Source organism: Pelotalea chapellei, assembly GCF_018531195.1.
Taxonomy (GTDB): Bacteria; Desulfobacterota; Desulfuromonadia; order Geobacterales; family Pseudopelobacteraceae; genus Pelotalea; species Pelotalea chapellei.
Genome location: NZ_JAHDYS010000023.1, coordinates 1 through 12,389 on the forward strand (window position 1 = coordinate 1; position 12,389 = coordinate 12,389).

Below are 12,389 nucleotides of genomic sequence, written 5' to 3' on the forward strand. Positions count from 1 at the left end.
TTTGTAAAAATAATTGAAAAAGAACAAAAGACCGAAAAACCTAAGTTAAACCTGGTTTTAATGTAGGGGTAAGGTCACGGCGACGAACTCGGCCGATTCCTGGAGGCCCTGAGTGCAGAGGCAGGGGGCACGGCTGCCAATGCCATCACGATGCTGCTGCTCACTGGTTTGCGGCGGATGGAGCTGTTCAAGTTGCGGTGGTCGGAGGTGGAGTTGGACAAGGCGAGCGTGCGTCTGCTAGACTCGAAGTCGGGCCACGGCAGGACGGTGGTCCTGAACAGCCTAGCCCTGGACCTGATGCACAAAATTAAGGAGGAGGCTGCACCTGGCTGCCCGTGGGTCTTCCCGGCCCGAAATGGTGGCGGCCATTTGGTGGACGTGCGCAAAGCGCTGTGGCGGGCCATGGAGCGCGCCGGCATCACGGACCTCCGGCCCCATGACATGCGCCGTTCTTTCGCCTCGCTGGCAGTTAACGCCGGTGTGGACCTCTATCAGGTGAAGGACCTGTTGGGGCACTCCACGGTGGCGGTCACCCAGCGCTCCTATGCGCACCTCCAGCAGGGCACGCTCCGTAGCGCAAGCGAGGTGGTGGCAAAGACGATCGGTCAGGCCCAAGCGATGGCGGGTTGAAATCCTGAAGTTGTGCAAAACGAAGTGACACAATGGAACGGTAGTTGGAACCAGGGCACAAGCGACGACAAAAAAAGGGGTACGAAATATCCGTAACCCAGACTGCTGATAACCCCGTCATTTTAGGCGGGGTTTTTATTGTGGTTTATGCTTCAAGATACTGTTTGTCTGATCTTTGAGATGAAGCGTTGAAGAAGGACGGGAACCTGCAAGCTGTCGTCCACAACCAACTGGCAAAGCAAGCCAGTAGGAGTTGCTTCTCTTCTCCAAATCAATCCGCATACAGCTTCAGTTTCTTCCGTCGCTCCTCAAAATCTGGCATTAGCCGATGCAATAACTTCCAGAATTTTGGACCATGGTGCCTCACTTTGTGATGGCAAAGCTCATGGGTGATGACATAGTCAATACACTCTTTGGGTGCTTTTATGAGTGCCAAGTTTAACGTAATCCGTCCGGCAGACGAATAGCTCCCCCATCGACTTACCATCTTCTTTATTAGCATTGCCGGTAACGGTATACCCTCCCGCAGTACCCTTTGGTGGCAAACCGTCAATCGTTCTTTAAAGATATACTTAGCATGTTGACGATACCAATCCTCAAGCATCACCTTCGCCCGTTCGGGTGTCGGCTCTTCTTTAACCGTAACCCAAAGATATCCTCGCAGGCATTTAACTGTGTCAATCTCACCTTGCTCGATCTTTAACCGGAATTGTCTTCCAAGGTACCGGTGAGATTCCCCACTGATATATCGACGTTCCGGCTGTTTTGGCAGGTATTGCTCGAAGTCCGTCCATGCCTTGCTGATCCATCCGCCGCGACGATGCACAAATGCTTTTATGGTTTCTATACTGGTGCCATTAGGAGCCCTGACCGTTACCGACAAGTCAGGATGCACGCTTATGCCGAGAGTTTTTCGCCGCGAATGGGAATATCGGTACGGGATTTCTATCGTTCCCCAGGTGATGCTATCCTTCTGGCCCATTAACCACCTGCCAGCTTTTTCGCTATTGAGAGACAGCGCTCTATTATGGAGTCCATGTCAGCGCTGTTTATACTCACGGAATACCTCTCACGCGACTCAAACAGGAAATCATCAATGGCATTAGCCATATCCTTTTGGATGTCATCTCGCACTGTCCAGTCGCGGCCCTTCATCGGATCAATAATTTTTTCGATGGCAATTGCCATATCTGCCGCTATCTGATTCCGCTCCGGTTGTTCTGGACCGTAATTTTCCAATACCTCGCCAACGACGCCGTAATACGCCGGTGCTTCTCGGTAACTGCTGAGTTGATCCGGCAGCTCAATATCGTGTCCTTGCCGGACAGTTGTCATATATTCTGTCACTCTACTGAGATATTCAGCTTGGCTGATTCGCTCATTTCGATAATCGTCAATGGCCTTCTGGACCAGAGCGGCGAACTTTTTAAAGAATATCGGGTCCTCGTCCATTTTCTCATTGATAGTCTTAGCTAATCGATTAGCAATTGTATCTGCCTTTGCTGCCGGTCCGATGCGTCGTTCTACTTCCTCATCGAACGCATCCACGTCGAAGATATTAACCAGGTTGGTCACGACCTCCACGTCCGGGGCCTGAATGTGACTATTCATTATCTTGCGGATTTGCTTCTCATACTGACTGTAGTCGATAGCTTCGGCAAAACGCTGCTGAATAGAAGCGCGTAGGCTACGAAAGCGTTTGAGGTCTTCTTTATAGGTTTGGATTCGTTCTGCTGTTGTATCTTCGTAGAAATGCTCCGTCGCAAGCGCTACTGCCAAGGTTTGCTGAAATGTCGTCAGTGATTCATAGAACGCTTGCCGACGATCCTCCGGCGCAAGGTGTTGTTCCAGCGCCTCATTGTCAAGCTTATTGGCGACTTCTTTAAACACATCCCACAAGTTGGTGTGCTTTTGGGGAAGAGTCTTAACCTCCGCATGGGTGTCGATAATGGCGCCGGTTATATCAACATCCGCCGGGTCAAAACCTCCTAAGGCATCGTATGTGTCCATAGCATCATTCAGCTCACCTAGTACGCCGCGATAATCGACGACATATCCAAACTCCTTGCCGGTGCAGATTCGGTTCACACGGGCTATGGCCTGGAGAATGCTGTGCTCTTTGAGATTTTTGTCGATATAAAGCACTGTATTGCGCGGTTCGTCAAATCCAGTCAGCAGCTTGTCCACTACAATAATGATCTCAACTCCATCGGCGCGACCAAAGGAGGCGATTAGCTGCTTAACGTATTCATCCTCCCTTCCGAAGCGCTGCATCATCTCTTTCCAGAAGGCATTGACGATTGACTCGTCCTCTTCCTCAATGGAGTCATGCTCCTTTCTGGTGTCAGGAGGAGACATGATCACTTCTGCCTCTACCATGCCGTATTCCTTTAAAAACTTACGATAAAGGATAGCCGTGGTACGGTTGTGGGCTGCTAATTGTGCTTTAAAGCCAGTGCCTTTGAAGTTGTCGCGATAATGAACACTTATGTCATAAGCGATCATACGCAGACGCTGCTCGGCATCCTGTACCGCCTCTTTGGTGGCCATTTTCCGTTTCAGGTCGGTTTTTTGGGCATCGCTGAGATAGGCCGTTACCCGGTCAAACCAGCGTTGCATGGCATCCTGATTTTGCTCCAGAAGCGCCATCCTCCCTTCATATAGCAGCGGAGCTACTGCCTCATCCTCTACCGCTTGACGCATTGTATAGGAATGAATGAATCCGCCAAACTTGCTAGCCGTACTTTTTTCTTTTTTCAAGAGCGGCGTACCAGTAAAGCCCAAGTAACAGGCATTATTAAATACGCGTCTCATCTGAGCCGCTGTAGTTCCGTAGTTAGTGCGGTGACTTTCGTCTACCAACACGAAAATATTAGGGTTAGTGTCGGTAATCCCGTACTTCCCTTTGACGGTACTGAATTTGTTAATAATGGTGGTTATGACACTTGCCTTGCCTTCGGTAATCAATCGCACCAAATGCTCGCCGGTGTTAGCTTTCTCAGCAGTTTTTCCGCAAGCACCAAAGGTACGCCAGATTTGGTCGTCCAGATCCACTCGGTCGGTAACAATTATCACTCGGGGATTAGAGATGATGGGATGTAAGGTCAGTGCCTTTGCAAGCATCACCATTGTTAGCGACTTGCCGCTACCGGTGGTATGCCAGATAACACCACCTTGGCGCACCCCTTCCCTCAATGGAAGAACTCGTTCTAGGGTTCGTTTTACAGCGTAATACTGCTGGTAACGCGCGATCTTTCTCACTCCAGCATCAAAAACGACATAGCCATATGTAAGCTCAAGCAGACGTTCCGGACGAAGTAGTGCCCATAGAGTTTTATCCTGAACAGTTGGCAGTCGATCCCCTCCCGCCCAAAGCTCATTGAAATATCGACGGGCGTTGCGATAAGCTTCAGCATCCTTCTCTTCCAATGGAGCAAATAGTTTTGCTTCTACTTCCGCAGGCAGTCGAGTGTTGGCGGTCGCATGAACAGCCTGATCGAACGCACCTTCTTCTTTCCATACACTCCAATATTTACGCGGTGTACCGACTGTTCCATAGCGGGATTCATTGACACTGGTACCGATGAGTAGTTGGGCAAATTGAAACAGATACGGAATATAATCGTCCTTCTGGTTGCGGATCATCTGTTCGATGGCTGTCTCAATTTGTTTCTGCCCTGCCTGTTTATCCTTATCCCGCCGTTTGCTCTCTATCACTACGAAAGGAATGCCGTTTACGAACAGCACCAGGTCGGGCCTTGCTGTCTCATGGGAACGACTGCGCTCCACTGCATACTCGTTGCTTACATGAAATATGTTTTTTTCAGGATTCTGCCAGTTTATATACTGAAGCGATCGCCCCTTACGATCACCGTTAATTGTCTGGTCCAGACTCGTTCCCAGGGTCAGCTGGTGGTAAGTTTTCTCATTTGTTCGCACAAGTCCGTCGTACGGCTCATCGGTCAGCCGCCGAATCGCTTCAGCGATGTTGGCGTCGCTGAACAGGTGTGTTTCCCCCTTTACCTCGATATGGTTATTGGCTTCAAGCCACGGCCGCAGTACTTCCATCAGTACGACCTGATCTTGTCTGCCATTACGCAGCCGTAACGCTTCCTCGCGGCTCAGGTACTGCCACCCTAGAGCATATAGCACCTGTATCGCCGGAATTACGGAATCGAAATCTTCTAGGTATGAGAGATTCATGGATTACTCCGATTCTGTCTACTCATGCGTAAGACCCCATCGATATTTATGTTTCAAATAATTTAGAAAAATAGACATATTTGCCATAATTACATGAAACACGTAATAAGTAACAGAAGCAGCAATCGCGTATTTGTAAGCTTTCAGCAAAAAAAGCTGCACAGTAATAAACATAATAAGACCTGTCAAAGCCTGTCCTAGAGAAATAAATGCAGAAATAAACTCAGTTGATGGCACCAGTATATGTTTAGAAAAAGTAAATTTAGAATTCAAAAGTAGAATTATAAATCCAAAAAGGAAATAATAGACAAAAAGTAGCTGTATTTCTTCACTAGGAAAATAGTTTTCTACCTTTTGTCTGAATTCTACCATGTCATTACTGAACCTAAATAAAACGTACATTGGCATAAAACCTAATGTTACCTCCATAGCAGTGTTGTATAAGCTATAGAATTTACGTTTAAACATGCATACCTCACTGTGATTCATGTGATAGAGACCTTTACTCGCCTTTTACCTGTCAATAGCTGTTGCATCAGCCCCTTCTTTTGTTCTCTTAGGGCATCTAGTTGTGATTTTAGGAGATTGATTTCGTGGTCGGCTGTTCTGAAAATGGCAGCAATGGCCTTTTGTTCAGATTTATCTGGAATGGTGACTTTTATCTCTGCAAAATGCCGCCACTTGAGATTCAGGGTATCGTCTACAAGACCTTGTGAATGTCGGTGAAATTGATATACAGTTTGAGAAAATTTAAACAGAAGAGACATGTACTCCCCATCAACTTCATCCGTTGGAGTCGCGATTGTATAAGCTGGACTAACGATACCTTCAAGTGAAGATAAGCCACATACACCTTGCCACATCCGCATGGTGTTGTAACCGATATCGCCGGGGCAAATCCGGAGATATTTACTTTTATCCTCGTTGGAAGTATCTCGACGTACCAAATCTTCTCGACTTACTACGCCGCCATTTCCAGTGATGGCCACTAAAGGTAGGTCGATAAAGTTTGTTTCGATCCGGTTTGTAAAGACCTCTCCGAGATGTACCGATACCCACGGATTATCAAATCCCGGCAAACGTTTTTTTCCGGTTAATAGTTGTTGCATTAGCCATTTTCGACGTTCCTGTTTGGTGGCAATCAGGCGTTCAATGAGATCAATGCAATTCTTCCAAGATTGAATTATTGAGATAATTTTTTTTTGGTCCTGGATGAGTGGAAGTAAAACAGAAAAATATCTAAGAAAGTCTGCTGGCACACGTTTTTGTCCGGCGCTGCCAGTCATATTCGCCTCACCAGTAACTCTGAAATAGTGAGTTTGTGTTACGAATAGTAGATAATCTGGAAGTATTTTATCGCTTGGACGTATCACATGAAATTCTGTACTTCCAAAACCGATACCGCTCTGGAGGTTTACAGCCAATGCACCTTTACCGTTCTGAAAGCAGGGATTAATTTTAGCTACAAGAACGTCCTTTTCTGCAAATATAGTATAGCCATTTCCTACATCCTTCATCTGCTTTACTGATCCACCAATAATTGCGCCATTTTCAGAAACATCCGACATGGTTAGAAAACTAACGTTACTATCAGGACTTGGTTTTTCCGTTTTGGGATTGATAAGCGCAATATCTTCAAGGTTTTTATAATGCCAGCCATTAGGAAGCGAATGCACTATTTGCCTCCTTTTTTCTTGACAGAGTTATTTTTTTTAATTGCTCCAATTCATCTGTATCTTGATCGTCTGCAGCTAATCGTTCGGATTCGCGGCGTTTGGCATCAAATTCTTCATATCGCCCTAATACAAGCTTTTCTGCCACCACTGACTTCAAGTGACCTGCATGTGTAAGTACGTTACGTTCATTAAATGACAGGAAAGCGTCAAGCCGTTCGCTCCACTCCTGCATTGTCATTCGTTTACGACGTTTGGCCTGGTCCTCAGCATAATCGAGATACATGGTGACAATCCGATTCAGTTCTTCGATTTCATCATGATTGAGATAATTCTTGGCAATGGTAACGTCTTTTTTACGAACCCTGCCACCCTCCCAAGACATTACCCCCATATTAGGGAGTGCTGGATTGCTGCGCCCAGATATGATCTCAGGAGCGGTATGCCCCGTGATGGCCCAAAGCATCTTATTCTGTACTTTTTTGAAGAAGAGCTGTGCATCATCACTCTTCGGATTGTAGTCAATACTGGTGGCGAAAATATCCCGGACTTTCTGGTAGAAACGTTTCTCAGATGCACGGATGTCGCGGATGCGTTCAAGCAGTTCATCGAAATAGTCCCAGCCACCCGGTTCTTTAAGCCGCTTGTCATCCATCACGAAACCTTTTACTAGGTATTCATGTAGAGTACTGGTGGCCCATTGACGGAACTGTGTCCCTCGCTGGGAGCGAACTCGGTAGCCGACTGCTAGAATCATGTCAAGATTATAAAGTTGAACTTGTCGTTTCACCTCTCGGGTGCCTTCAATTTGAACTGTCAAGGATTCCTTGACAGTTGCCTCCTCCTTCAATTCTCCCTCTTCGAGGATATTTTTGATGTGCAGGCTGACGTTCTGTTTGCTGCTTTGGAAAAGCTCTGTCATCTCCATCTGTGACATCCATACGGTTCCATCTTCCACCCGCAGCTGCATGGCAACGTTGCCATCATCGGTTGTGTAGATAATCAATTCGCCCTTTGTCATAGCCCCAGCTCCTTCAGGCAAGCCGCCATCTGTCCACGCACCTCAACTAATTCACGCTCTATGCAGACAATACGTTCCTGAACTGCGACAATATCCACCTCGGCCTCTTCTTCAAAGGTATCCACATAGCGGGGGATATTGAGGTTGTAATCGTTCTCACTGATTTCATCCCGACTGGCGAGGTATGAATACTTGTCCACTGTCAGCCGGTTACGGTATGTCTCTACGATCTTTGCAACTTCAACATCCTCTCGCATCAGGTTCTGATTTTTACCATTGTCGAATTCACGGCTTGCATTGATGAATAAAACATCCGTGCGCTCTCCTCGATCCCGACGGAATATAAGTATTGCTGCCGGGATGCCGGTTCCGAAGAAAAGGTTGGCAGGCAGGCCGATGACAGCATCAAGAAGGTTCTCCTCAATAAAGGCTTTGCGGATTGTACCCTCTGCACCACCACGAAAAAGAACACCATGCGGCACAACTACACCGACCCGGCCAGTTCCTTGCGTTGTCGTTTCAATCATATGGGAAATAAAGGCATAATCCCCTTTACTCTTTGGGGGGGTACCACGATGCCACCGGTTAAAACGCTTGGTTTCCTCACCGGCTTTATCTGCGCCCCACTTGTCCAGTGAGAAGGGGGGATTTGCCACGACTACTTCAAATCGCATCAGCTTGTCGTTTTCAATCAGTTTGGGCTCCATTAGAGTGTCGCCCCACTCGATACGCGGGCTGTTCTCGTTATGCAGGAACATATTCATCATGCAGAGCGCCCAGGTGCTGCTGATAGCTTCCTGCCCGAATATGGCGCAGTCTTCACTTTTGTAAACTTTACGGACATGAGCGGCACACTTGAGAAGTAGTGATCCTGATCCGGCAGCCGGGTCACATATTCTTTCTCCTGGCTTGGGGTCAAGCAGTTTCGACAGGAGCAAGGACACCTCCGGGGGGGTATAGAACTCACCAGCTTTCTTACCAGCATCGGCAGCAAAACGACCTATCAGATACTCATAGGCGCCGCCGATTATATCCAGGCTGCCAATTCGACTTGGCCGCAGGTTCAGGCGCGGATCGCCGAAGTCCTCCAAGAGGTTCTTGAGTATGTGGTTGCGCTTACGGGTATTACCAAGAAGCGATTCAGAGTTAAAATCGATATTACGGAAAACGTTTGTGAGTTTGGCTTTGTTGGCCATCTCGATTTTTTCCAGAGCAATATTGATCAATTCCCCAAGGTTTGACGCCTCACGATTTTCGAATAGGTAGTAGAAGGAACCTTCTTCAGGAAGGACAAAACGCTCACGTTCCATCTTACGTTTAATGCGATCAGGGTCATTGCCGAGTTCTTTTTGATACTTTTCATAATGATCCTGCCAGACGTCAGATATGTATTTTACAAATAGCATGGTAAGGAGATAGCCCTTGTAGTCAGCGGCATCTATGGTGCCACGAAAACTGTCGCAAGCTTTCCAGAGAACGTCGTTGATTTCTTGCTGTGAGATCTTATTTGTCATTGTTAGGTTGCCCCTTATGGTTAATTATTAAATTTAACAGTATTGACTTTCCAATTGCCTGCTGCATCCGCTCTGTTTCATCTACCAGTTCTTGCAGCAACTTTTTCTCTCGCATCTGCAGATTTCCATACTCGGCAATCATTTTCTGTATCGCCAATGGTGGAAGCGGAATGGTTATTCCCCTAAACGCGTTACTTGGTATCATTGGCGTTCCGGCAGAATTGCGTATTTCATTCAATTGTGCTTTCACCATCTCCTGATTGAGGCACCAAACCAGATATTCAGACATGACATTCTGTTTTGGCCGTATAATGAAGAACGTAAGTGGCGCAATTGCCGGATTTGGTACAGATTCCACTAGAACAGCATAATTGTTGACACCACGAGACATAAAAAGGATGTCCCCTGATGTTACGAGATATTTATCGTAGAACTTTGGGGGGATTATGAGGAGTGAGTGCTCAGCATTGTAGCGATAAGCCTCACCCTTGGTGACATGTTGCGCGGTTATTACCTGAAGACTTCCTTCAGGGTCATTCACAATAGCGCTTTTTGCAGAAAAGCCGGGCCGCACGTCGGCACAATCTTGTATGCGTACATTCATTATAGTCATTGCGTACCCGGCTCCTTTTTGGCCGCTACTGCTTGTTACAGCATGTGTTGTAGTTGCGAATCAGATCAGTTTCAAATGTGAATCGCTTCTGTTCAGAGCTTTCAGCGCGAACGGCAATATGGGTCTTTCCATACCTCGTAAAAGAATCGGACTGATGATGATTATCGAAGCGTTCCGATAAATTGCCCGTCTGACCGATGTACAGTATCCCGTAGTTACCCGGTTGCTTCTTTAGCACAATATATAACCCACCAACTGGATTAAACGTTGTGCCCCATGGATAAACTTCGAACTCGTACTGTGTGCCTGACTGCCCCTTTACTGTTACTTTGTCTTCAGCTGCCATTTTCCTGTTCCTTTCCCTGTTGGGGGTTGTGGCAGGCTTGACTTGGCGAGGAAGGCTGGAGTACACTTAGTATGCCGACGAAGTGACTTTGGCCCCGACCAGGTTCGCCTGCCGGTTAAAGTTACCGAGTGAGCCCGTGTGTTGAAGCACACGGGCTTTTTCTCGGGCCACATTGATCATGTTCGGAGTATTGCATGTCATCCTTGGCTATGTCAAGTTTATTTTGGAGTAATGTGAGTCATCTTGTGGTGCTGTGTTTGAGCTTCGTGTATTTCGACCGCACCCTTTAAAAGTTCCAGTAGCATTCAATTAGCCATCTTCCATCTATGACAGCCCCAATTACCTCCAACAGAAAAGGGGAACCGGGAATCCTCTCCTTTTCTGCCAGCTCGTTTGTACCATCACCCCACTTACCCCACCACTGTAACTGACAGCTCGGAAATACTGGCAATCAGCCAGTTCACAACCGCTCAGGCTTCCTGCGCTCTCTCGACAATATTTTCAGATTGATCTGATCTGGTCGAAGTGTCCGTTATGCAAGATGTTGACGGAGAAATACACATTACATTCGATCCGTATCTAAACCATCTACGGCCACATATTAATTCTGTGAATTATATATTTCATTCGCAGGAGGAAAAAATGAAGTGTTTCGTAACATTGGAAGCGGTCGACCAGGCCCGGCTTCCTGCAAATCTTCGCATAGCAGTGACCCGGTCCGTGCGGAACATGCTAGACGTCCACGGTGACCGCTATGATCCGGCAAATGATGGCAGTGTTGTTCTTGTGGAACAGATCACTACTGATGAGGACGCTCTGTTATTATTCGGCCACATGTGGTCGAATGCTCCCTTGGAGGCAGTCACCTATGATCGGGAAACTGGAACCTTCTTAGCAGTGGTGCTGTTAAATAATCAGCTGGCTCACAGCATCATCGTGCCGGACATGCCCTGGATATCTCCAGCCTTCCGGGTAAATCTCTTGGAGAATCTCTGTGGAAAGGAGCGACCATGATTATGGGACCCTTTTGTTCCCATTTCTCAGAGCAAGCTTTATCTCGTAAGGTCGGAGAAATGGTCGGACGATTGCTGGAGTAGGCCTGTTGCTATATGTAGTGCTGTCGGAGGAGTGTACCCCGGTCGTTCATTGTCGCTGCACCAGGCTATTTGATCTGCTCGTTTGATGCGATTGCAGATTACCTGCCTTTTGGCCATAGTGATGACCCAGTGACTTTGACCGCCCCGTTCGTTTCCTTGGTTACATCACTGACGAGGTGAAACGGAAGGCAAAACAATGGCAATTCACAACAAACTAAGTACTCGAAAGGCCCATGCTCTGGCATGGGCCTTTCCTTTTTCAGGAGGAGAGAAAATGGAAACAAATGAAATCGTTTCCGCCCTAATGGGTACACTACCTGACCCCTCAGAGGTGGTTTTTGCAATTACGATGCAAGACCTTGTGGCTGCCATTGTTCGACGAATAGGAGAGGGGGCTCTTATGCTTACCCCTAATGATCTACTGCTTGCCCGCGAAGAAGTTCAGGCCTCAATAGGGCACAACCTGGACGAACGGGAATTTATAGACATTGGCCTTGATTCTTGGGAGATCTCAAAAAATCTTGAGGTGACACGGTCATGAAAGCCAAAGCCACATGCAAGCCAGATTATCTCGACAAATTGACAACACGGAAAAGCAGAAAAAGAGCTGGAGGAGGCCACACGGCTCAAGAAGAAAATATATGTGCAGTTGTCCTTGCTGATGATGCTATCGGGAAGGTAGTCGCTCAGGTTTGCATGGAATCGACACATGGTCATGGATACTGACCGATGAGTTCAAAAAACGTCTGGACACGGTGACAGGGAGGGTTCATGAAAATTAAAACGAAGACACTTAGATTGCGCTGTATCAAGCCAGTTTTTAGCAGGGAAATTGTCTGCGAGAATTTGCCCTCTTATCTGAGCACTGACCGATTCATTTCACCACATCAGGTCTTTGAAATGTTCCGCGACTTGATCTGTGAGACAAAAGAACATTTCCTGGCTTTGCATCTTGACGGAAAGAACAAGATCGTTTGTTTCGATAGAGTGTCGGTAGGTAGCCTCAATCAAAGTATCGTTCATCCAAGAGAGGTTTTTAAATCCGCTATCTTGTCGTCGGCAGCAGCCCTGATTCTGGTCCACAATCATCCGACAGGTGATCCATCTCCAAGTGCCGAGGACAGAGCCATTACCAAGCGCCTCTCTGAAGCGGGAGAACTGATCGGCATCAGGGTGTTGGACCATCTGATTGTGGGTGATGGAAAGTATGTATCATTTGTGGAGCAAGGATTGCTTTGACCGCTTCTCCCCTGGTACTACTCCTGGTCGAGCAGGCGAGGCAAGGTCCTCTA

11 protein-coding genes and 2 pseudogenes are annotated in these 12,389 nt (G+C 47.3%); 5 read left to right on the forward strand and 8 right to left on the reverse strand.

Annotation, left to right across the window (positions count from 1 at the left end):
* Positions 1-93 precede the first annotated feature (93 nt).
* Positions 94-630: pseudogene (locus KJB30_RS16970) on the forward strand (site-specific integrase); the annotation flags it as partial.
* Positions 631-901: 271 nt separating this feature from the next.
* Here the strand turns inward: KJB30_RS16970 and KJB30_RS16975 are convergent.
* Genes KJB30_RS16975 through KJB30_RS17010 form a run of 8 tightly spaced genes read right to left on the reverse strand, consistent with a single transcriptional unit; the run spans position 902 to position 10,000 of the window.
* Positions 902-1,612, reverse strand: a complete 711-nt coding sequence (locus tag KJB30_RS16975; RefSeq protein WP_214301566.1) for a M48 family metallopeptidase — start codon at positions 1,610-1,612, stop codon at positions 902-904.
* A complete protein-coding gene (locus tag KJB30_RS16980; RefSeq protein WP_214301567.1) occupies positions 1,612-4,833 on the reverse strand; it encodes a type I restriction endonuclease subunit R in 3,222 nt (1,073 codons plus the stop codon). Before KJB30_RS16980 ends, KJB30_RS16975 begins: the two co-directional genes overlap by 1 nt.
* Positions 4,834-4,851: 18 nt before the next feature.
* Positions 4,852-5,301: a hypothetical protein gene (locus tag KJB30_RS16985; protein ID WP_214301568.1), complete on the reverse strand. Its 450-nt coding sequence runs from the start codon at positions 5,299-5,301 to the stop codon at positions 4,852-4,854.
* Positions 5,302-5,318: 17 nt separating this feature from the next.
* Complete coding sequence (locus tag KJB30_RS16990; RefSeq protein WP_214301569.1) at positions 5,319-6,509, reverse strand: restriction endonuclease subunit S; 1,191 nt, start codon at positions 6,507-6,509, stop codon at positions 5,319-5,321.
* Positions 6,493-7,527, reverse strand: a complete 1,035-nt coding sequence (locus KJB30_RS16995) for a virulence RhuM family protein (protein ID WP_214301570.1) — start codon at positions 7,525-7,527, stop codon at positions 6,493-6,495. The genes KJB30_RS16990 and KJB30_RS16995 overlap by 17 nt, the downstream gene beginning before the upstream one ends.
* Positions 7,524-9,041, reverse strand: coding sequence for a type I restriction-modification system subunit M (locus KJB30_RS17000; protein WP_214301571.1), 1,518 nt, complete (start codon positions 9,039-9,041; stop codon positions 7,524-7,526). The genes KJB30_RS16995 and KJB30_RS17000 overlap by 4 nt, the downstream gene beginning before the upstream one ends.
* Entirely contained in the window at positions 9,031-9,654 is a 624-nt protein-coding gene (locus tag KJB30_RS17005; protein WP_214301572.1) for a restriction endonuclease subunit S, read from the reverse strand. Before KJB30_RS17005 ends, KJB30_RS17000 begins: the two co-directional genes overlap by 11 nt.
* Positions 9,655-9,679: 25 nt before the next feature.
* Entirely contained in the window at positions 9,680-10,000 is a 321-nt protein-coding gene (locus KJB30_RS17010; RefSeq protein ID WP_214301573.1) for a GIY-YIG nuclease family protein, read from the reverse strand.
* A 642-nt stretch (positions 10,001-10,642) separates the two neighbouring features.
* Here KJB30_RS17010 and KJB30_RS17015 point away from each other — a divergent pair.
* The 4 genes and pseudogenes from KJB30_RS17015 to radC all read left to right on the forward strand — a co-directional run.
* Complete coding sequence (locus KJB30_RS17015; protein WP_214301574.1) at positions 10,643-11,014, forward strand: hypothetical protein; 372 nt, start codon at positions 10,643-10,645, stop codon at positions 11,012-11,014.
* Positions 11,015-11,371: 357 nt separating this feature from the next.
* A complete protein-coding gene (locus KJB30_RS17020; RefSeq protein WP_214301575.1) occupies positions 11,372-11,638 on the forward strand; it encodes a hypothetical protein in 267 nt (88 codons plus the stop codon).
* Positions 11,635-11,823: a hypothetical protein gene (locus KJB30_RS17025; protein WP_214301576.1), complete on the forward strand. Its 189-nt coding sequence runs from the start codon at positions 11,635-11,637 to the stop codon at positions 11,821-11,823. Before KJB30_RS17020 ends, KJB30_RS17025 begins: the two co-directional genes overlap by 4 nt.
* 132 nt (positions 11,824-11,955) lie before the next feature.
* Positions 11,956-12,336, forward strand: a pseudogene (gene radC, locus KJB30_RS17030) (RadC family protein); the annotation flags it as partial.
* Between the last annotated feature and the right edge of the window lie 53 nt (positions 12,337-12,389).

What these genes read in the sequence shown, in the direction of transcription:
- KJB30_RS16975 (WP_214301566.1), bottom strand. Translation starts at nt 1,612, where the DNA reads ATGGGCCAGAAGGATAGCATCACCTGGGGAACGATAGAAATCCCGTAC.
- KJB30_RS16980 (WP_214301567.1), bottom strand. Translation starts at nt 4,833, where the DNA reads ATGAATCTCTCATACCTAGAAGATTTCGATTCCGTAATTCCGGCGATA.
- KJB30_RS16985 (WP_214301568.1), bottom strand. Translation starts at nt 5,301, where the DNA reads ATGTTTAAACGTAAATTCTATAGCTTATACAACACTGCTATGGAGGTA.
- KJB30_RS16995 (WP_214301570.1), bottom strand. Translation starts at nt 7,527, where the DNA reads ATGACAAAGGGCGAATTGATTATCTACACAACCGATGATGGCAACGTT.
- KJB30_RS17000 (WP_214301571.1), bottom strand. Translation starts at nt 9,041, where the DNA reads ATGACAAATAAGATCTCACAGCAAGAAATCAACGACGTTCTCTGGAAA.
- KJB30_RS17005 (WP_214301572.1), bottom strand. Translation starts at nt 9,654, where the DNA reads ATGACTATAATGAATGTACGCATACAAGATTGTGCCGACGTGCGGCCC.
- KJB30_RS17010 (WP_214301573.1), bottom strand. Translation starts at nt 10,000, where the DNA reads ATGGCAGCTGAAGACAAAGTAACAGTAAAGGGGCAGTCAGGCACACAG.
- KJB30_RS17015 (WP_214301574.1), top strand. Translation starts at nt 10,643, where the DNA reads ATGAAGTGTTTCGTAACATTGGAAGCGGTCGACCAGGCCCGGCTTCCT.
- KJB30_RS17020 (WP_214301575.1), top strand. Translation starts at nt 11,372, where the DNA reads ATGGAAACAAATGAAATCGTTTCCGCCCTAATGGGTACACTACCTGAC.
- KJB30_RS17025 (WP_214301576.1), top strand. Translation starts at nt 11,635, where the DNA reads ATGAAAGCCAAAGCCACATGCAAGCCAGATTATCTCGACAAATTGACA.